Here is a 20,217-nt window from a genome sequence, read left to right as displayed (position 1 = left end):
TTAAGCTTAATTATCATTAAACCCCGTACTTTACTTACATTATACTAATAAACACTAGCAAGTCAAGTTAATTTAATGTTAACAAAACACAAAAATTTGAGGATTTTCAATAGCTATTCTTTATATTTTTTTAACCTTTCTTGCTTCTCCTCTTCTACTTTTGCTTTTTCCACTTCTGCTTCTAAATTTTCTTGACTACATAAGCCGAGTAGTACAGGATCTTGGGGTTTTATATTTTGCATGTTATGATGAGATCCATCTCTTACCTGCTCAACTGTGTAATTTGTTGTACTAATTAATTTAGCTATAACGTTATTGTCCAAGATAGGAAATTTTTTTACTAAATAATAAATCGCATCAGGTTTATCTCTACGTCTTGCCGTAGAGGCAAAGCCAAGAATGCTACCAATCGCTTTACTCCTTTTTTTTATATTTTTTATAATCAAATTTGGTACACGATTTGGATTTTTTTTGCAATCATCGATTTCTTTTTCAGTAATTATTCCAGAAATAATAGGGTTATATTTTTCTACTTCTATTTCCTCATCAGCTATGTCTTGTACTTCTTCAAGGGCCAATCTGCAACATTGTGCTATTTGATTAAAAGTTAAACCAGTGTTGTCTACTAACCAAGCAGCTATTTGCACTAGAAACTGTTTATTTCTATCGTTATTGCCCTTAGAAGATTCCATTGACATCAAAAAAGCATCTCCCATTTAAAGTATCCCTTACTGTTATACAGAGCTAAAATATAAACTATTAAAACTAAAAAAGCATTAATTTTGTCATTCAATAACTTTTTGTTTGTCACTTCCCACCTCTTAAGTTAATTAAATGCGCTTACCTTTAAGCATATTTCAAACAAAATATTTCCCCTTCCTAAGGTATAGTATAACTCAGTTAAACATATGTTCCTATTTAAGATTAGAGAGTTAAATTTTAAGTTAATATATTGTAATATTATATATATTAGCTAATAAAGCAACAGGTTTACAAGCATTAAATTATCACTATTCTATAATTAATCATTAATTAACTGGGTTTAAAATGAATGTTAAAAATTTTTTCACTAAAGTAACCGTTGTCCTTTTAGCTTGCTTGTTAATCTTCATGGGAATTGGCAACCTTTTATCAGGTGATGATGAAAAAGAAGAGGTAGCTAGGGTTGGAAAAGAAGTTATAACGTCAGATGAGTATAAGTCGCTATATCAAAATTATGGAAAACAAATTTCTGGATCTGATGCGAGTAGAGAACAAGTAAAAAAGCTGAAATATGATTTGCTTAACGCACTTATAGAGCAAAAACTATTGTTTAACCTAACTAGTGAGCTGGGGTTGACAGTTGGAGAAGAATCTATAAAAAACCATATTAAAAACACCAAATACTTTCAAAATGATAAAGGTGAATTTGACAAAAATAAATTCTATGAAACGCTAAATGACCTGCATATGACAGAGAAAGAGTATATAGCAAAGCTAGAGAAAGTCCTGCCTGCAATGATGTTCATGACTTCATTATTTAAAGATAATTATCCAGTAACTTTTGGCGAGAAAATTGATGAGCAGATATACAAAAGTCGCTACCAAACTAGAGTAGTTGATATTGTTAAAATAACTGAAGATGCAGTTACAAACATTCCTGAACCAGATGATCAAGCCTTACTTGATTTGTACGAAAGAAATAAATCCCATTTTTATTATCCTGAGTATCGAACTGCGCAATATATTTCCCTAGGCCAAAAGTATTTTGAAGATCAAATCAAGATCTCAGATGAAGAAGTTGATGGTATAATAGAACAACAAGAACTTAAAAATCAAAGAGATATATTCAATGCAATATTTTCTACCAAAGAAGAAGCTGAGACAGCAAGAAGAGCATTTGAGGAGGGTAAAACAAGCTTTGAACAGATAGTAGAAGAGTTTGGCAAAGCAAAACTTGAGGAAACTAGAGTAAATAATATAACTAAGGATTTTTTACCAGAAGACGTGAGAGAGAAGGTATTTGCTCTTAAAGTAGGTGAAGTAAGTGAAGTTTTAGCAAGCAGTTTTGGTTGGCACATAGTAAAAGTGGAAAGTGCGCATCAAATCTCTGATGAAGACTTAGTTGATTTAAAAAAAGACATAAAGTCAGTTCTAACTAACCAAAAGTCTTTTGAAAGAGTCAATGATTTCATAAACCAAGTGAACTATAAGATATACAATGGTTCAGAAATTGAAGAAATATTGAGTGAATATAATTTACCTATACAAACTATTGGTCCAGTAGATGCGAGTGGAAAAGATCAAAGCGGTAATAACGTAGGAGATTCTGGTGATTTGATTTCTTTCATTTTTTCGCGAGAAAAGGATCAGAAAGGTTATTTTAAGGGCGTTGGGGACGCCGTTGTTAGTGTAAAAATCGTCGATATCTTTCCACCCAAATTGCAAAGTTTTGAAGAAGGCAAGGCATTAGCGGTAGAGCTTTGGCGTAGTGAGTTTATAAAAGAAAGAATGTTTAAATTCGGGCAAGAGGTTGCAGTTCAACTAAGAGAAAAAACAGATTTGGAAGAAATTCAAGGTGTGGAATTAGTTAAAGGTCAGCAGATGCACCGCAATAAAGTGGATCAACAAAACTACCCCTTTTCTTTTGTAGAAGAGATTTTCAATATGAAAACAACTGGTTCAGTGACAGATCCTATTCAATACAATAATGAAATTATAATAGGTGTTCTAAAAGAAATGCATTCATCAAATGGCAAATTAAACACGCTTGACACCGGAAAACGTGTGATGATATCGCTAAAAGAGCAATTAATTAGCTATCTGGAATCAAAGTATAAAGTCGAAGTTAATCACGCTATACTTGATGATATATAATCAAAAATCTTATAAGCTGCTTCAAACGCATCCAGTGCCCAGACACACAACTGTACGAACATTGCGATTTGAGAGCAATCTTCACTAGAAAGGATGTCATCCCAGTGCCCAGACACTGGGATCCAGGAATTTTATTAAGTTGGTAAGCATAAAAGTAGCCGTTTTATGTTAAAATACAACGTTTTAATGATTAAAAAAAGGCTGGATTCCAGTGTCAAGCACTGGAATGACACCATTTGCTGTGCAATTTACCTTCAAAAATGAATGTTCGTATAGCTGTGCGCCCGGCACTGCCCTACATTATTGGTAATTATATTATAAGGTGCAAAAGCTGTATAATTCATTTGACTTAAAACGGCTCATTGTATAAAATTGTGGCTAATATATGAATAAAGGTTAACATGGCAGTTAAAATAAGGTTGGCGAGGTTTGGCGCAAAGAAACGCCCTTTTTATAGGATAGTTGTAGCTGATTCACGAGCACCAAGAGATGGGCGTTTTATTGAGAAAATAGGACAATATGATCCAATGTTACCAAAAGACAATAAAAATCGTGTTGTGGTGAAAGCTGATAGATTAAAACATTGGCTAAGTGTAGGCGCGCAGGCAACTGAAAGAGTACTGTGGTTTATCAAAAAAGGCATAGTAACTTTAGAAACAGAACCAAAGAAAACAGAAAAGAAGAAAGTAGAGAACGAGAAAGCACAAGGGCAAGAGGCATAAGTCTCTTAAAATGCTAAATACTGATTTAACAAACAGCGATAAATTAGACGATATTGTATCTTCTGATTTGTCAGCTATGAATGACTTTGTCTTCAAAAATGTCAATGATGAAGATGCTAAGCTTGCTACTGATATTATATCTCATCTTGTTAGGTCAGGTGGAAAAAAAATAAGGCCTAAACTAGTTTTTATTATATGTAAAATGCTAAACTATTCTGGGGAGAATAGGATCAACGTTGCTGCATCGGTAGAGTTTATACACAATGCTACTTTACTTCATGATGATGTGCTCGATGAAAGTGAGGCACGCCATGGAGTTAAAACAGCGAATAAGATTTGGGGAAATAAATCAAGCATTTTAGTTGGTGATCTATTGTTGACTCTAGCATTTAGATGGCTTATAGAGTGTGGAAATTTAAATATTCTCTCTATTTTATCTAAAGCATCGCATTTACTTGTGAAGGGTGAAATAAAGCAGATGACAGCACGCTTTGACCCCCACACAGTCAGGGAAAATTATTTTGATATCATTGGAGAAAAGACAGCATCTTTATTTTCTGCATGCTGTGAAGCTGCATCAACAGTATCTGGTGCAACAAATGACGAAACAGAGAGGCTAAAGAATTTTGGTTTTAATTTTGGTATGGCATTTCAAATAGTTGATGATATGCTCGATTATACTGCTAATCAAGGCACTTCTGGAAAGCAAGTCGGAAAAGACTTTTTCGAAGGTAAAGTCACCTTACCTGCTATTATAGCATACGAAAAGGGCAGTCCAGCAGAGCAAAAATTCTGGGAAAAATGCTTTTCTTCAGCTAGACACAATTTTGACCAAGCATTACACTATATTAATCACCATAATGCCATTCAGCTTTCTATGGAAAAAGCTAGACACTACATTAATATGGCACAAAATGATATTAGTACTTTTTCTGATTCTTTTTATAAAACTACTTTAATTAACTTTTTAAATGCGAGCATAGAAAGACGAATGTAGCTGGCGCTTGATATTTTCAGATTAATTGTTATATATTTATTAGATTCTTAAGGGTAATGATATGTCAGATAGCAGTAAGGAGAAAAAGAAGAAGTTTGCTGATATGGTAAGTAGGCAGAAAGGTGACGACCAACAAAGTGATAACCATAAGCAAACTGATGATTTAAATGAAGATCTCAATACATTAAAAGAACGTGCAGTTCAGCTTGAAGATCATTTACGCCGTGCTGTTGCAGATAATGAAAACGTCAAACGTATAATGCAAAAGCAAATTAGCGATGCAAGTGACTACGCAGTCACAAAACTTGCACGTGATATGATCGACTCGTGCGACAATTTAAAAAGAGTAATGGAAATTTTGAAAGACGGTGATCCTGTTCATGAGGGGATTAAAGTAGCTTATCAAAAAATTATAAATGATCTAAAAAAACATGGAATAGAGGAAGTAGATCCACTTGGTGAGCTTTTTGATAGTAATTTACACCAAGCTGTTGTGGAAAGAGAAGACAATGAAAAAAAGCCTGGCACCATTGTAGAAGTACTACAAACTGGTTATACTATCAAAAATAGGTTGCTCCGTCCTGCAATGGTTATTCTTTCTAAGAAATCTGCTGATTTTGGAAGCGATTAGCATGAGGTAAATGTATAATGACAAGTATTGTCTTTTCAGGTATCCAGCCAAGTGGCGTACTACATTTAGGTAATTATCTTGGTGCAATCAAACAGTGGATAGACTTACAGGATAAATACAAATCTCTTTTTTGTATTGTCGACCTACACGCAATCACAGCAAATAAGCTTCCCGCAAGTGAATTAAAAAGTAATATTTTCAAAACAGCAGCAGCTTATATTGCATGCGGAATAGATACAGAAAAGTCCATTATTTTTAGTCAGTCCACAGTTAGTGGTCATGAAGAACTGGGCTGGCTGCTTGGATGCTATACACCAATTGGTTGGCTTAATCGCATGACTCAATTTAAAGATAAAGCTGGCAGAGATAAACAAAAAGCCTCTCTTGGATTATATAGTTATCCAGTACTTATGGCTGCAGATATATTGTTGTATCAAACTAAATACGTTCCTGTTGGTGATGATCAAAAACAGCATTTGGAGCTTGCACGTGATATTGCATCAGCTTTTAACAATCATTATAAGCTGGATTATTTCGTCGTACCTGAAATCTTAACTTTGGATTGCACATCAAGGATAATGAGCTTAAGGGATGGCACAAGCAAGATGAGTAAATCTGATCCTTCAGAACATTCGTGCATTAACCTTGATGATACGGATGACTTAATTGTCAAAAAAATAGAAAAAGCAAAAACAGATTCAATTCTAGGCTTTGCTACTTTAAAGTGCCGACCAGAAATAAGCAATTTGATAAACATTTATTCAGTGCTTAGTAATGTAAATGCAGAAAAAGTATGTGAAGAAGTGAACAAACATGACATGAAGCACTTCAAAAAAGAGTTAGCTGATTTAATTATCAGTGTTATATCACCCATACGTGAGAAAATGAATGATCTTTTAAAAGACCAATTCCATTTACATGAAATATTAAAAAAAGGCACAAAGAAAGCAGCAGAAATTGCAACCCATAATATAAAAGAAATCAAGGATATTATTGGATTTGCTCAATATCTGTAAGGTTCCAAAGTGTGATGGTGCGAACCGTCATACCGCCGCGGTATCTCAGCCGCTAACACGTAGCGGGATGACGGTTTTTCAAATTGTCGGTAAATCTAAGTCAGTTTAGCTATAGGCAGCAATTTTCTGTATTTATTTTAAGTTGAAGAAAGCTCAAATGAAAAATCGTGTTTTGCTAAAAATCACAGAATGCAGTCTGGTTACAAAATTCTCTAATGGTCTTAAATAAAACTTCCAGTGAATGATTGTCAGACATATTGTGCTCTGCTGATTTTATTAAGTGTACTTCAACATCGGTTGACTTAATTTTTTCAGCTAAATTCAATGAAGTTTGATAAGGAACATCTTTATCATTAATGCTATGCAGCAAGCGCACAGGACAGTTTATATCTATTGTCTTTTTGTTTAAAAGAAGGTTCTTTCTGCCATCTTCGATCAAATTTTTAGTTATTTTGTATGTACAATGCTCTGAAGTAAAATCTATTACACCTTTAGAATCTAGTTCTTCTTTTTGCTTGCCTGACAATTGCTTGAATATCAAATCTTCAGTAAAATCGGGAGCAGACGATATACCAATTAGTGCTGCAATTTTTTCTGGAAATTGAAGGGCAGTGAGCAACATCAGCCATCCTCCCATACTTGAACCTATAATTATTTGTTTATCGCTAGTTAATTCACTCATTACTTTAGCACAATTTTTTTGCCAATCACTTATCGTGTAATCAATAAAATTACCACTTGAATGACCGTGACCAAAATAATCAAATAGCACAAGTGCTACGTCATTTTCTTGGCAAAATTTGTAAATAGCAGTTGCTTTAGTTCCATCCATATTGGATGCAAATCCACCGAAAAAAACTACAGAAGCTTTCTTTCCTTGTAGCTTTCGATATGCTATGTGACCATTATTTCCATCAAACAATTTACAATAATCCATACTACTTTGGCAAAGCAACCGGGCTATCACTCAATTGATGCAAATAACTAACTAGATCTGCAATTTCTTGTGGATTGGAAATACCTGCAAATGCCATACGTGTACCTTTTATATAGGCTTTTGGGTTCTTTAAAAAGGCAAATAGCTCCTCATACCCCCATTTTCCACCTCTTTCAAGCACTGCTTTTGAGTAATTGAATGAGTTACCAAGATGGGCCTTTTTATTTCCAACTATGTTCCATAAGTTTGGTCCTACTTTATTCATTCCACCTTTCTCAAAACTATGGCAGGCTATACATTTTTTTGCTGCTGATTTACCTTTCTCAAAGCTAGCATTCTGCATGAGCGCTCCAATATCAAGCGCCACTTGCTCGATTTTTTGCTGGAACTCATTGCTGCCAGCAGCTACTATCGTTTGGTGTTCAATCTTATATTCTTCTGGACTGTAAAGCATATCAACTACATTACTAACTATCATAATGATTAGCCCAGAAAGTAAAATCGATGCTGCAATCTTATTAAGCTCCATAGTTAATTTTTATTAAGTAATGTTACTTAAATTATGCGAATATTTTCGCAAATAGCAACCAATTACCTTGAAGCTCGCTAAAGATGAGAGTCTCTATAGCTGACCCAAGAAAGGTTTTCCTACGTCCATACCGCCGAGAACCGTCATACCGCGATTCATTCGCGGTATCTCAGCCGCTAACAAGTAGCGGGATGACGAGGTTCACTGCCATTAAGTTAAGGAAAGAATGGTTAAAAACTGAACTAAAAAGTCAGAAATAATTAAGGATTTATGACAAATACTGAAACAGAATAGAGTAAACTTTAAAGCAGATAAACTCTGAAGTGTAAATTACTTAAGAAATAGTTTGTTTAGAAGTCATTTTACAGGAGCTATGGCAATAAGCTACCCAGTTATTATCAGAAGATATGAATACTACCTCTAGTCAAAATATGTGTTTTCTAACCCTTTTTTGGTAATTGAACGAACGAAGATAAGGTACCTTATGACGATCAACTTTCCTTCCCTTTCTTACCGCCAAAGTGTTCATCAAAAATAGCTTTGATAATTGATCCATAATGCAGTCAGTATCTGATTCCGTAGCAAAAATGTCGAAAGCCAAGTTTTTGATCGCGTTAAATGAGACAGATTTGTTAATGCTCCTCTTAAGCTTATCATCGGTTAAGTCCATATTCAACGCTTCTTCTACATCTTCTGTCATAACACTTTCTAGGTTGCTAATAAAGATAGCTGACCAAAAATCCTGTTTAACAGACTCAACACTTTTTCCTGTAAAATTTTCTAGACTTAGTCTTCCTTTGAGTTTTGCAAAAAATGTCTCAACTCCCCAGCGTAAAAAATATAACTCCTTAAATCCTCCAGTTTGAAACTTTTGTTCATCCATTAATGATGTAGCTAACACTTCAATTTCACCAGATGGCAGTACCACTTTGAAGCGTTATTCCACTATTTTCTTGTTTTATCTTACGCTGAGCACATATGGTAACCTCAACACTAGATGGGCTTTTTTCTTCAAACATAGCATTCACTTCATTAAAAGATGATCTGGGACATCGAATGACATAAGCAATTTTTCTTTTTGTAAGGCTAGAAAGAAATTTATAAGATAAATATACAAATCAGTAAGTCATTAGTATTTACAACTTTAAGCATTTCATCTGCTAAGTTAATTTCATGAGTGTTACCTCTATCTAACACTGACCTTATGGCAACATTATTTAGCACATCTTAACAAACCGCAAAGGTTGCACTTGCATAATCACCTAAATCTTTTGGTTTTTGGTTACGTATTTTTCTTGAGCCAAATTCATTTTTTATTTCAACGCTTGTTGGTAAAATGATTTTGGAGGCATCAAGAGCTAACACTCTAAAGCCAAAACAAGTTTTAAATTTTTGGTCTTGGTAGTACAAGGAAACCACACCTTCGTTAATTTCTGAAAATGCACTGTGTTTCATTTTTTTTCTTGCTTGACTAAAAGCACTAGCAGTAACGGTATAGTCTTTTTTCCTATATAAAATAAATTCGTTTAGTATTACTTGCAGCGACTTTACACTTTTTCTTAAAATTAAGATAAATATGTCAATAAAAGATAACTTCCTCTTTCTCATAAAATCTTTTGAAGATGATTTATGGGATTCTATAAATTCTAGACTTGCCAATTCATTTTGAATAAATTTTATTACTGCCTTTTTTACTCATACTACCTTTAAACTTATTGGTATAAATCATTATCCCATAAAATCTATCTTTTTTCCTTAACTTAATGGCAGTGAGACGAGGTTATCGTCATGCCGCCACGAACCGTCATACCGCGATTCATTCGCGGTATCTCTTAGCCGCTAACAAGTAGCTGGATGACGATTGTCAGGGTGTAATCCCAGTGTCCCTATGATGTCATCCCAGTGCCCAGACACTGGGATCCAGGAAAGTTTGCTTGTAAGCAAGCAAACTAGCACAGAAAGTGGTTACAACATTTTCGATGAGATTATATGGAAAACTGGATCCCAGTGTCAAGCACTGGGATGACAAAAAAAGGAGCACTGGAATGGCACCATTTGTTATGTTTAACAAAGTTCGTACTTAGCTTCATGTTAGCCATAAATATTTAAGAAATTTACCAAATGGAAAAAAAGGCAAAAGAAGCCCCATGGTTAACTAGTTCTGACACTGGTTTCCATCCAAGACGGCAGTAGCCCCTTCGGTGTCATTCCAGTGTCAAGCACTGGAATGACAAAGGAGAGCAGTGTCAGCTACTTGGATGACACCTTTTTTCTACTTAGTGTGGGTTATACAAGAAGTCTATTGTATGGCTATTGCTGGTCGTATATTACTTATAGCTTATCTATTCAAATTGCAACTTTGTTTTTCATAATTAATTATTGACAGAAATTATTAATTGGGTTATTATTAAATTATCGTTAACAAGTGAGGCAAAGAAATGATGATATCCAATAATTCTTCATTGCTAAAAGATAGTCAGGAGCTTACTAAAACTAAGCAGACTATATGGAAACCTTTAATTGCTGTTTCATTATTATCTATATTTAGTTTCATATCTGGTCAATATCTTCCTTATGTTATTATAGCAGTTTCTGGTTCTGGTCCTATTGCAGCAGTTCCTTTAGCAATTTTTGCTGTTTCTACGGCTGTTGCACTTATTTCAGTGACATATCTTGTTAAACTGGCTATTTCTAGAGATGATAATAAGAAAGAAGTAGGTCTTAATGGACAGAAATTCGGCCATACTCCATCTCAAGAACCACAAAAATTTGTGTGTAAAAATTGTACTAATCTGGAGAATAAATCAAATGTACCTACTCCTCAATCACCTCCAGTAACGTTTGGAACACAACCAAATCCAAGTGTCAGTGTACCACCGCCGCCACCTCCTCCATTGCCACAAGATGCTGCACTACCACCTCCGCCTCCGCATTTTTTTACAGCTTCCAAGCGTACGGAGCAACCTAAGAATGATGCACCGAAGAAGGCTGGTGAACCTGAGAATAATAATCATTCTACTCTGTTTGAACAGATAAGAGGAGGTACTACGTTAAAAAGAGTGGGCAGCAACAAAATTTTACAAATGAATTGAAAGCAAAATTAGAAAGTAGTGGGGGCACTGACAAAAAAGAAACACCAGAAGAGTTTGCTGCAAGAATAGATAGGGAGCAAGCAGAGAGAAAGAAGTCGGATGATAATGATTCAGATTGGACAAAGAGACTTAAGGAGAGAGCAGCAGTCATGCAATTCTCAGATAGTGAAGAGGAGTCACCGGTACCGCCAAGTTCGTGTGTTGATTCACCACAAGTAAATAATGTTGACTCAGTGGATAATGAGGTGCAAGATTCACCTCCTCTTTCTGTTGAGGATCGCATAGCACAGTTTGGTGGAAAAGCGTTGCGATGCCAAAAGGAAAATGTTGTACAAGGACTATGATAACTATGAAATGGTCAGCCATGCACTTCCCTTCCTTTTCAAAATAAGTTTACCTACAGGTCTGATTGTATTAAGATTACTTAATACAATCAGATCTATTATATGCGCTTATCCAAATATTACCTGCCAACTCTAAAGGAAAAGCCTGCCCATGCTAAAATTATCTCCCATCAATATTCTTTGCGTGCAGGTTTAATAAAGCAGATAGCATCTGGCATCTATACGTGGTTACCACTTGGTCTCTTAGTGCTTAAGAATATTGAAGATATTATCAGAGATGAAATGAACAAATCCGGTGCTATTGAAGCATTAATGCCTTGTGTGCAACCAGCAAGTCTTTGGCGAGAATCAGGGCGTTACGATGATTACGGTAAGGAAATGCTACGCATAAAGGATAGGCATGAGGAAGATATGCTTTTTGGTCCAACGCATGAGGAGATAGCAACTGATTTAATTAGAGATGTGGTAAAAAGTTACAAAGATTTGCCACTTTGTTTATACCAAATTCAATGGAAATTCCGTGATGAGGTAAGACCACGTTATGGTGTTATGAGGGGCAGGGAATTTTTGATGAAGGATGCATACAGTTTTGATGTAGATTACGAAGGTGCACTGAATTCATATAATTTGATGTACAAAACTTACATAAAAATCTTCAAACGCATGGGATTTACTCCAATTGGAGTTCGAGCTGATACGGGGCCAATTGGAGGAAATTTGAGCCACGAGTTTCATATATTGGCAAACACTGGTGAGAGCACTTTATATTATGACAATAAATTTTCTGAACTACTAGAGAGTGAAGATATTGAAAGTTTAAAGAGTATATACGCAGTTGCAGATGATATGCATGATCCTGAGACTTGCCCTATATCACAAGAGCAGTTAAATGTTAGTAAAGGTATTGAAATAGGGCATATTTTTTATTTTGGCGACAAATATTCAAAGCCTATGAAGGCAAGTGTTACTTCTCAAGATGGAAAAAATGTCAATATACATATGGGTTCGTATGGCATTGGGGTTTCAAGACTTGTTGGTGCGATAATAGAAGCTTTTCATGATGATAAGGGAATTATCTGGCCGGAGGAGGTAGCTCCTTTCAGAATTGGTTTAATCAATTTACAAACGAAAGTAACGGAGGCTGCAGATAAAATATACAAAGCTTTGAAGAGCGATGAAGTGCTTTACGATGATACGGAAGGAAGTGTAGGAGTAAAATTTTCTAGAATGGATCTGATAGGCTTGCCGTGGCAAATAATTGTCGGAAAGAAAGCAGTAAGTGAAAATATAGTTGAAGTAAAAAATAGAGCAACTGGAGAGGTAAAGGAAATGCAGATTGAGGAAGCAATAAATCACTTTAGCGCAAAATGATACACGGTATCGGCACTGACATAGTATATATACCAAGAATATTGAGAATATTACAAAAATACGGGGAAAAATTTCTCAATAGAATCTACACTGAAAAGGAAATAGAGCTAAGTAGAAAGTATAATAGTCAAGAAATGCGAGCAAGGTATTTTGCTAAACGCTTTGCAGCAAAAGAAGCTTTTGTTAAAGCACGAGGTAGTGGTCAGGGTATTACAATGAAAGATATAGAAATATACAATGATGTAAGAGGCAAGCCATATCTTACCGTTAGCAAGGATTTTATCTCCAAAATTCATCTTTCTTTAAGTGACGATGGAGATTACGCTACTGCATTTGTTGTAATTTGCGTCTATAGCTCACACAGATAAAGTTTACTCTTTTGTCATCTTATGGCTTACTGTATGAACATTCATTTTTAAAGGTAAACTGCACAGCAAATGGTCAGTGCTTGACACTGTCCTCCTTTGTCATCCCAGTGCCCAGACACTGGTTTTCTGCAATCTCATCGAAAACGTTTTTCTATGCTAGTTTGCTTGCTCACAAGCAAACTTTCCTGGATCCAAGTAGTCAGGGCACTGGGATGACATCTTTGTTGTGTTTAACAAAAACAAATGTTCGTACAGTTGTGGAATGAATCGCAGTATAGCTATAGCATACACAAACGACTAGTTTGCCAAAAAAACATAGCGGTTTTTCTATGATTTTAGTATAATTCTAGCTTTACCTAAACAAAAAGATGAATTATTTAATGGACTGTGTTTTAACGTCTCTTTCCTTACCATTTTCAATTACTGAGAATTATTTATTAATTACTGCGTTGATTCCACTTTTAAGTGCGTTAGTTATTTTTTTTACTGGTAAATGGCCCGGAGTGAACAATAGTATTACTGTCACTTCTTCTGTACTTCTGTTTACGTATACGTGTCTGTGCACTTTATATTGGGTATATGGTGATCATTCTCAATTTATTCTCATGGATTTTGGTAATAATTTGCACATTAGTTTAAAGCTAGAGTCTACCGGAGTAATATTCAGTTTATTAATATCGTTTTTATGGGTGCTGACCAGTATATATGCAATATGTTATATGCAGAATAACTATGCTGATAGCAATCACTCAAGTTTTCTATGCTTTTTTTCAATATCGATTGGCTGTGCAATGTTTATTGCTTTTTCTGGAGACTTGCTCACTACATTTGTCTTTTATGAGCTTCTAACTATTAGTACATACCCTCTGGTTACTTACAACTCAACAAATGAATCAATGATTGCAGGACGCTATTACTTTGGCGTGCTATTTTTCTCTTCTTTGGTATTATTTTTTCCTGCAATAGGCCTTTTATATCATGAATTTCATACTTTAGACTTTGTAAGCGGTGGAATATTCAAATTTGATACTTCACTCATCACTTTCATTGCAGTGTGTTTTGCTATGCTGATTTACGGAATAGGAAAAGCTGCATTAATGCCAATGCATTTTTGGTTACCAAAAGCAATGGTTGCACCAACTCCTGTGAGTGCACTACTGCACGCTGTTGCTGTTGTGAAATCCGGAGTTTTCATCATCATAAAAGTTATATTATACACTTTCGGCGTCGATAATATGCAACGTTTTGTGCAGCAAAATTGGTTTGCTGGAGGGTGGCTTCCGTACGCTGCTGGATTTACTATTATTACTGCATCATTGATTGCACTAAAGCAAAAAGAATTAAAGAAATTGCTTGCTTACTCTACCATCTCTCAATTGTCGTATATTATATTATTCGCTTCAATTTTTAGTGATCTCAGCATGAGGGTTGCAATTTTTCAATTAGTTTGCCACGCATTTGCAAAAATCACTTTGTTTTTCGTTGCCGGAGCAATAATAACGAGAGCAGGTGAGAAATATATAGATAAGATTTACGGTATAGGACGCAGTATGCCAATTAGCATGACAGCATTTGCTATAGGTGCATTGTCTATGATAGGGGTGCCGCCTGCTCCGACTTTTTGGGGTAAATTTCTCATTTTTCAAGCTGTTTTCAACTCTGGCAATGTAATACTTTCTGTGTTTGTAACTCTAGTGTTAATTGTTAGTACTATACTCAACGCTCTGTACTTTTTACCGATAATTTACAACGCCTTTTTCTTAAAACCTTCTCAGAATTACTTTATTAAAAAAACACCAATTCTTCTAGTTTTACCTCCAGTTATTACTGCTATGTGCACTTTGGTTATTTTTTTTAGCTACCAAGTAATATTTTAAAATCTGTATTTATAACCATTAACAATAAATTTAAATGGTATTATACCAGCCAGAGTTGCTTTTATATTCGACAAAGTGAAGCTAATCTCCACAGTATCCTCCTTATTTTGCTCGGTTGTAAAAACTACAGTAGCATTTCCAGCAAATGTAACTAAGTCCTTGGTCGATCGATCAATAGATAATGTTATTACATTTATGTTGGCGATTTTTCTTTTAGATAAAGACAAATTACCAGCTTCATTATTCGTTTTTTCCTGAAAGCCTTGATAGATTTTATGTATAGAATTGCTTCTTATAAAATTTTCTTGGTACTTCGGTTCAACGATCTTAATGGACTCGTATATTTCAATGTATTTACTTATTAAGTACCTCGCTGTGGAAGTGTATTCATCTTCCTTTTTACTGAAACTAAGCTTATGCATTGCAGAGAACTCATCTTCTGTGTGGTTCATATACTTCACAAAATTTAAATCTTTTTTAATAGGAAATAACAGGTATATGTTTAATGTTAATAAACATAAGCATACTAGGAGAAGCGATACTATTAATGCCATCCAAGATCTTTCTGCTACACAAAACAGATACCTATGGCAGTACCATTCGACTGCTTTACTGAAATAACTTTTGTTTTTTACTGATTCAAGCAATTTATCTTCCATAACACAATACTACCAGACCTAATCGGATCATTATAATAACAATAAGCTTAGATACTCTAAAAAAAACTTTAAAATATGTCTAAATTTTCCCAAATAGGATGAATGATTATATCACCTTGTTCTGCAATGAGGTAGAATTTATCGATTTTGCTCACATCTATATTTATCATTTTTACACTGAAATTTTCAGGATCATAAGTATTACTTTCTACACTTTTGTGATAATTATAATAATGTAATTTATTTTGATCATCAAAATAACCAAATTCATCAGCAAAGGTTCCCACTTTTCTACCTTTACCACTTTTGACTAGCTCAAATAGATCAATTACATGGTTTTGGGATCCAGGCTCAATAGGCCCTTCTGCAGCAAAAAATTTAGGTGCATGACCAATGTATTCCTTAAATTTTAGATTATGAGTCTTTTTTACACTACCAAAATCCACAAATTTATATTCATCTGAAATACCAGAATATTGTGGATCATACTTTTTATATTCAAAAAACTCATTACCTAAAAAATTACAAAACGTTAATTTATAATTATCATGATCGGATTTTACGACTTTAAGGTAATGAAAATCTCCAGGAATCTTTACTTCCTCTTCCGTAATATGATTACGTACAACAAGCTCACCATTTAGCATATGATAGCCAATTTTTGGCAAAGTAGCTATATTGATTGTCTTGTTTAGCTTAAAATTTGCTTCATAAATGCCACTTAACAACTCCTTTCCTTTTTCTAGGGTTATGTCTTGATCTGAAGCTATATTCTTAATTAAGCTTAATTTTTTCTGCATGTTCAATATGGCTTTCGTCAAAACTTCTATTGATTGCCATACAGTTAATTTATTATCAGTCAAATTATATACTTCGAGTATTAAATTAACAGAATTTTATCATGAATTTATGTTAAAAGTATTATACTTTGTAAACTTATGTCATGATATTAACTACATTAGCTAAAACATGCTTTTTATCTAAGTGGAGTTGCTTTGCGGCAACGAAAAGTTCATCTATTTTTTTCCACTGACTTAGCAGAATTTCAACACCATTTACCTCTCTCTTTATGCTTTCTAAAATGAAGGCCTGAATTATATATGATGCTAGTTCTAGTTCGATTTCGCTATTAATTACTTTATTAATCATATTGGGATTCTTTAAATCATGAAGAAATTTATAAAAGCATTTGTATGCTTCATAAGCATCACTACTTATTGTATTTATTATCATTCCTGGCATTCCAGGAAATAAAGTAATCATTTCGTCAAACGTTTGATTATCAAATTTACATTGAGATGAAGCAACTTGCTTTGTTTCATCATAAGTTAATGGGAGTAAATTTAGCTGAAAGCACCTACACCGGATAGTGGTTTGTATATCATATGGCTTATGGCTAATTATAAATATCTTAGAATTTTTTGGCGGCTCTTCTAATATTTTCAATATTGCGTTTTTAGCGTTATTAGTCATTGCCTCTAAGCTATCTATTATAGCTATTTTGTGTTCTGATTGAATGGGACTTAAGTGTAGAAAGTTTTTCATTTCTCTGACTTTTTCTATTCCGATAGTATCACCTTCAACAATGTGTAAGTCCAATGCTACTTCATTATAGTTTTTTATGAGTAACCAATTGGAGAAGGATTTTGCAAGTGTTGCTTTTCCTATACCTTTTTTACCACAGATCAGCCAAGACTGAACAGATAAGTTGTTCATTATTTTTTTTTTGGCTTGGTTGTGGCCTATTACTTTTTTCATTCTTTCTCCTATAGATTTTAGTTTGAAAATGCGTTGTTTACTGTTTGTAATGAAATTGCACCTTCCCTTAAAACCTTAATCTTATCTTCGGTTAAGTCAATAATAGTAGATTCTATACCAGAAACTAGTTCGTCATCTTCAATCACTACAGATAAATGTTGCTTAATGGATTGTGGTATATCGTTTGCCTTACATACACTTTCTTTTCCTGAAATATTTGTACTAGTTGCAACTATTGGAACTTTCAGTTTGTTTAGTATTGAAATTGCAATAGGATGCTCAGGAATTCTGATACCTATACTATCTTTAAAGAATTCGTTTGGCAATATGTTGTTGTTTTTAAGTGGTAAAATATAGGTAATTGGTCCAGGAGAAAAGTGGTTTATTAAATCAATATATCTTTCCTTTACCTTTGCTATTTTTGTCAAATTGTAAATATCACTAACAAATATAGACAGTGGTTTATTTTGAGAGCGTTTCTTTATCTGATATATTTTTCCTATAGATTCATTATCTAGTGCATTACAAGCAAGAGCATACACTGTTTCTGTTGGAAAACACACTAATAAATTGTTCTGTATTGCATTTATTATTTTAGATACCATATAGCTAAAAACTTATTCATAACAACTAGATCAGTTTTGTTGCACTGTATCTTATATAGTAACTGCTAGTTTTTGTAAACGTAATGCAACGCAGCTTACCATTTGTTATGCAGATTTGCTACAACCCAAACTCTTCATTGACTTTATCAATTATTGCCTGTGGTGGATCCTCTCCCCATCCTGAATACAAAATCTCTCCATAGTCTGCAACATCTATAGAGCCAGTTCTGCTTTTTGCTAGAAACATTTCTCTTTTCTCTTTATCAACTAATACATAATGCCACGCTGATTTTCCACGATCTTTACCACGGACTAAGTATATAAGATCTGACCTACTTCTTTTTGTTGCATCAGCAAAAGATCTTTCATTGACAGTTCTGCTTTTACTTTTTATGCCGCCACTTTCAGAAAAAGCTTCCTTGGATTCGGTTTTTTTGCCTGCTAATTCAGAAATTTTTCCTTTTTCCCCTAATGCCCGTTCTTTGGTGTTTTGAGACGAATACTTACTGGAAAAACCTTCCCCTGTACCGCCAGGAGTCCTGTTTGTGAAACGCTTAGTAAATGAATTATTGTCGTTGTTTTCTGCCATAAAAATCTCCAAACTTTAGATTGTAGAATCCAAACTTTTACTACACTTTATCATATGTTAATTAAATTAATATAAATGAAAAATAATATAGTAATTATTACAGGAATTACGGCCTCAGGTAAATCAGAATTATGCGATAACCTGAGAGAAAAATATGGAAATATTAGTATAATAAATTGTGATTCAAAGCAGGTATACAAAGAAATTCCCATAATTACTGCTCAACCACTAAAGCAAGAAGAATTTTATAAATTATATGGTTATGTTTCAGCAAAAGAAAATTATTCCGTGGGTCTATGGTTAGAGGATTTAGAAAAAGAAGTTAATCACGCATTAGAAAATGCTCAAATACCTATCATCACTGGAGGAAGCGGGCTTTACATCAGCAGTTTAATCAAAGGCTTATCATCAATGCCACAAATAAGTCAGAAAGTAAGGAAAAATGTAAGCGAATTAAGGAAAAATTTAAGTAAAGAGGAGTTTTACAAATTAGTGCTAAGCAAAGATCCAAGGATTCAAGGTAAAGTATTCATGAATGACTCGCACCGCCTTTCAAGGGCACTTGAAGTTATCACTGAAACTGGCAAGTCGATTTTCGTATGGCAGAAAAATCGACAGCCTCCTTTATTCAATAATTTTAAGATATATACAATTTTGCCTAAACGTGAGGATGTATACCAAAAAATAAATTCTCGTTTTATCAAAATGATTGAAAATGGAGCAATTGATGAAGTAAAAAAGCTACTTAACATGAACCTAGCCCCACATTTGCCAGCTATGAAAGCACACGGAGTGCCAGAAATTATAAAGTACTTGAAAGGTGAGATTACTTTAGACGAAGCGATACAGATTGCTCAAACCAATACAAGACACTACGCGAAACGTCAGTATACTTGGTTTAAAAATCAATTTCCGAGTTCTAAAGTAATTGATTGTGCAAATAAGCTTACAGAGATTGAGATATCTTAATCATTATCAAGGCTAAGTCCTACCCTTATCGTGGGTAAGTGACTCTACACTGTTCACTTTCAGTTGCTTATCCAAGTCATGCTCTATTTTCAACTTAAATCCTAGCTTCTCGCAGAATTCGTAAAAATACTCCTTAATGACATCAAATAAATTTCTGCCATCAATTTTGTAATCTCTCAATTTTCGAGGAACAGTGAGCGACAATTTACCATCTTCATATGTTACATCTTTGTCACCTTGAGACTTAAGTGTGAATTCTAGCGAGCTATCCAATTTACATAATTCTTCTTCCAGTTCTGCAAAAGTGCGAACTGCAATTTTTTCTTCAATTCTGATTGCCGCATGACTTGGATCACTACAATTAATATGTGTTACATGATTAGACTGAAACAATAACCCATATGTTTCAGCTAAATGAAGGATAGGTCCTCCTTTACCATACAATGCACCCACATAAGCAGCCTGGTTACAATTAGTGATTAGTTCTTCTAGAATAGAATCATTTGGAACTTCTGCTTCAGCATATTCAAATAGCTCTGTAAAAACTTGTTTTACAAATTGGCGGTACTTATTTTTGTCATTTGAAATGAGGTTGGTATGTTTATTATATAATTCATCAACAAGCTCTTTTGTTATAACTTTGTTCTGAATAACAAGTTTCATTCTTGGAAGATCTACGTACATAGTTGCACCAGAATTCGCTTCAGCATTATCTTTACCAGCCCTCAACCTGCTAAAACCAAACTTTTCTGCTTGAGCTCTTAGTGTAACTATTGGATTTTCCTTTTCTTTTGGTGTAGAGCTGTTCATCATTAATACCTTGATATAGACTGCTAATGGTATAATAATACATAAAAATGATTAATAAGTTAATAAAATACCTACTATAAGCCCTAT

Annotated in this window: 22 protein-coding genes and 1 pseudogene; 13 read left to right on the top strand and 10 right to left on the bottom strand. The window is 34.2% G+C overall.

Annotation, left to right across the window (positions count from 1 at the left end; all coding sequences use genetic code 11):
* Nucleotides 1–113 precede the first annotated feature (113 nt).
* Nucleotides 114–716, bottom strand: coding sequence for a cell cycle transcriptional regulator TrcR (locus OOK90_RS01075; RefSeq protein ID WP_010082495.1), 603 nt, complete (start codon nt 714–716; stop codon nt 114–116).
* A gap of 331 nt (nt 717–1,047) precedes the next feature.
* Between OOK90_RS01075 and OOK90_RS01070 the strand changes: the two genes are divergently transcribed.
* The 5 genes from OOK90_RS01070 (at nt 1,048) to trpS (ending at nt 6,222) form a co-directional block, all read left to right on the top strand.
* Nucleotides 1,048–2,856 carry a peptidylprolyl isomerase gene (locus tag OOK90_RS01070; RefSeq protein WP_095742751.1) on the top strand — a complete coding sequence of 603 codons (1,809 nt, stop codon included), beginning with the start codon at nt 1,048–1,050 and terminating at the stop codon, nt 2,854–2,856.
* A 401-nt stretch (nt 2,857–3,257) separates the two neighbouring features.
* Nucleotides 3,258–3,578 carry a 30S ribosomal protein S16 gene (gene rpsP, locus OOK90_RS01065; RefSeq protein WP_006279266.1) on the top strand — a complete coding sequence of 107 codons (321 nt, stop codon included), beginning with the start codon at nt 3,258–3,260 and terminating at the stop codon, nt 3,576–3,578.
* 10 nt (nt 3,579–3,588) lie between these two features.
* Nucleotides 3,589–4,575 (top strand): polyprenyl synthetase family protein, encoded by a 987-nt coding sequence (locus OOK90_RS01060; RefSeq protein ID WP_010962840.1) that lies wholly within the window; start codon nt 3,589–3,591, stop codon nt 4,573–4,575.
* Between the two features lie 61 nt (nt 4,576–4,636).
* Nucleotides 4,637–5,206: a nucleotide exchange factor GrpE gene (locus OOK90_RS01055; RefSeq protein WP_264705979.1), complete on the top strand. Its 570-nt coding sequence runs from the start codon at nt 4,637–4,639 to the stop codon at nt 5,204–5,206.
* Nucleotides 5,207–5,223: 17 nt separating this feature from the next.
* Nucleotides 5,224–6,222, top strand: a complete 999-nt coding sequence (gene trpS, locus OOK90_RS01050) for a tryptophan--tRNA ligase (protein WP_264705977.1) — start codon at nt 5,224–5,226, stop codon at nt 6,220–6,222.
* A gap of 175 nt (nt 6,223–6,397) precedes the next feature.
* Here trpS and OOK90_RS01045 read toward each other — a convergent pair whose 3' ends face one another.
* From OOK90_RS01045 to OOK90_RS01035, 3 genes and pseudogenes are all read right to left on the bottom strand, one after another.
* On the bottom strand, nt 6,398–7,159 hold the full coding sequence (locus OOK90_RS01045) for an alpha/beta hydrolase (RefSeq protein WP_012673268.1): 762 nt from the start codon (nt 7,157–7,159) through the stop codon (nt 6,398–6,400).
* 1 nt (nt 7,160) lies between these two features.
* On the bottom strand, nt 7,161–7,688 hold the full coding sequence (locus OOK90_RS01040; protein ID WP_010082469.1) for a c-type cytochrome: 528 nt from the start codon (nt 7,686–7,688) through the stop codon (nt 7,161–7,163).
* Nucleotides 7,689–8,112: 424 nt separating this feature from the next.
* A pseudogene (locus tag OOK90_RS01035) lies at nt 8,113–9,368 on the bottom strand (IS4 family transposase).
* 181 nt (nt 9,369–9,549) lie between these two features.
* Between OOK90_RS01035 and OOK90_RS01030 the strand changes: the two are divergent.
* The 7 genes from OOK90_RS01030 to OOK90_RS01000 all read left to right on the top strand — a co-directional run bounded on the left by OOK90_RS01030 (nt 9,550) and on the right by OOK90_RS01000 (nt 14,740).
* Nucleotides 9,550–9,714, top strand: coding sequence for a hypothetical protein (locus tag OOK90_RS01030; protein WP_162829040.1), 165 nt, complete (start codon nt 9,550–9,552; stop codon nt 9,712–9,714).
* 412 nt (nt 9,715–10,126) lie between these two features.
* Nucleotides 10,127–10,780 (top strand): hypothetical protein, encoded by a 654-nt coding sequence (locus OOK90_RS01025; RefSeq protein ID WP_264705976.1) that lies wholly within the window; start codon nt 10,127–10,129, stop codon nt 10,778–10,780.
* Complete coding sequence (locus OOK90_RS01020) at nt 10,777–11,124, top strand: hypothetical protein (protein WP_010962849.1); 348 nt, start codon at nt 10,777–10,779, stop codon at nt 11,122–11,124. The genes OOK90_RS01025 and OOK90_RS01020 overlap by 4 nt, the downstream gene beginning before the upstream one ends.
* Before the next feature lie 102 nt (nt 11,125–11,226).
* Nucleotides 11,227–12,495 (top strand): proline--tRNA ligase, encoded by a 1,269-nt coding sequence (proS, locus tag OOK90_RS01015; RefSeq protein WP_022626352.1) that lies wholly within the window; start codon nt 11,227–11,229, stop codon nt 12,493–12,495.
* Nucleotides 12,492–12,863: a holo-[acyl-carrier-protein] synthase gene (locus OOK90_RS01010; protein WP_010082456.1), complete on the top strand. Its 372-nt coding sequence runs from the start codon at nt 12,492–12,494 to the stop codon at nt 12,861–12,863. Before proS ends, OOK90_RS01010 begins: the two co-directional genes overlap by 4 nt.
* A gap of 11 nt (nt 12,864–12,874) precedes the next feature.
* Nucleotides 12,875–13,129 (top strand): hypothetical protein, encoded by a 255-nt coding sequence (locus OOK90_RS01005; protein WP_010962852.1) that lies wholly within the window; start codon nt 12,875–12,877, stop codon nt 13,127–13,129.
* Between the two features lie 114 nt (nt 13,130–13,243).
* Nucleotides 13,244–14,740: a proton-conducting transporter transmembrane domain-containing protein gene (locus OOK90_RS01000; RefSeq protein ID WP_010962853.1), complete on the top strand. Its 1,497-nt coding sequence runs from the start codon at nt 13,244–13,246 to the stop codon at nt 14,738–14,740.
* On the opposite strand, the gene OOK90_RS00995 is transcribed toward OOK90_RS01000, so the two are convergent.
* From OOK90_RS00995 to OOK90_RS00975, 5 genes are all read right to left on the bottom strand, one after another.
* Entirely contained in the window at nt 14,737–15,399 is a 663-nt protein-coding gene (locus OOK90_RS00995) for a conjugal transfer protein TraJ (RefSeq protein WP_264705974.1), read from the bottom strand. The genes OOK90_RS01000 and OOK90_RS00995 overlap by 4 nt on opposite strands.
* 68 nt (nt 15,400–15,467) lie before the next feature.
* Nucleotides 15,468–16,262, bottom strand: a complete 795-nt coding sequence (locus tag OOK90_RS00990; RefSeq protein ID WP_022626354.1) for a hypothetical protein — start codon at nt 16,260–16,262, stop codon at nt 15,468–15,470.
* Nucleotides 16,263–16,335: 73 nt separating this feature from the next.
* The gene (locus OOK90_RS00985) at nt 16,336–17,157 is read right to left on the bottom strand and encodes an AAA family ATPase (RefSeq protein ID WP_038199127.1); all 822 of its coding nucleotides are present in this window, start codon (nt 17,155–17,157) and stop codon (nt 16,336–16,338) included.
* Between the two features lie 17 nt (nt 17,158–17,174).
* Nucleotides 17,175–17,762, bottom strand: coding sequence for an L-threonylcarbamoyladenylate synthase (locus OOK90_RS00980; protein ID WP_006280292.1), 588 nt, complete (start codon nt 17,760–17,762; stop codon nt 17,175–17,177).
* A gap of 118 nt (nt 17,763–17,880) precedes the next feature.
* The gene (locus tag OOK90_RS00975; RefSeq protein WP_010082479.1) at nt 17,881–18,351 is read right to left on the bottom strand and encodes a hypothetical protein; all 471 of its coding nucleotides are present in this window, start codon (nt 18,349–18,351) and stop codon (nt 17,881–17,883) included.
* A gap of 75 nt (nt 18,352–18,426) precedes the next feature.
* Between OOK90_RS00975 and miaA the strand changes: the two genes are divergently transcribed.
* The gene (gene miaA / locus OOK90_RS00970; protein WP_264329657.1) at nt 18,427–19,320 is read left to right on the top strand and encodes a tRNA (adenosine(37)-N6)-dimethylallyltransferase MiaA; all 894 of its coding nucleotides are present in this window, start codon (nt 18,427–18,429) and stop codon (nt 19,318–19,320) included.
* A gap of 12 nt (nt 19,321–19,332) precedes the next feature.
* Here the strand turns inward: miaA and OOK90_RS00965 are convergent, their stop codons facing one another.
* Nucleotides 19,333–20,130, bottom strand: coding sequence for a hypothetical protein (locus OOK90_RS00965; protein WP_209472619.1), 798 nt, complete (start codon nt 20,128–20,130; stop codon nt 19,333–19,335).
* Between the last annotated feature and the right edge of the window lie 87 nt (nt 20,131–20,217).

Source organism: Wolbachia endosymbiont (group A) of Ancistrocerus nigricornis, assembly GCF_947250785.1.
Classification (GTDB): Bacteria; Pseudomonadota; Alphaproteobacteria; order Rickettsiales; family Anaplasmataceae; genus Wolbachia; species Wolbachia pipientis.
The sequence above is the reverse complement of the archived record's forward strand: the minus strand, read 5'-3'. Positions and strand labels throughout refer to the sequence as shown.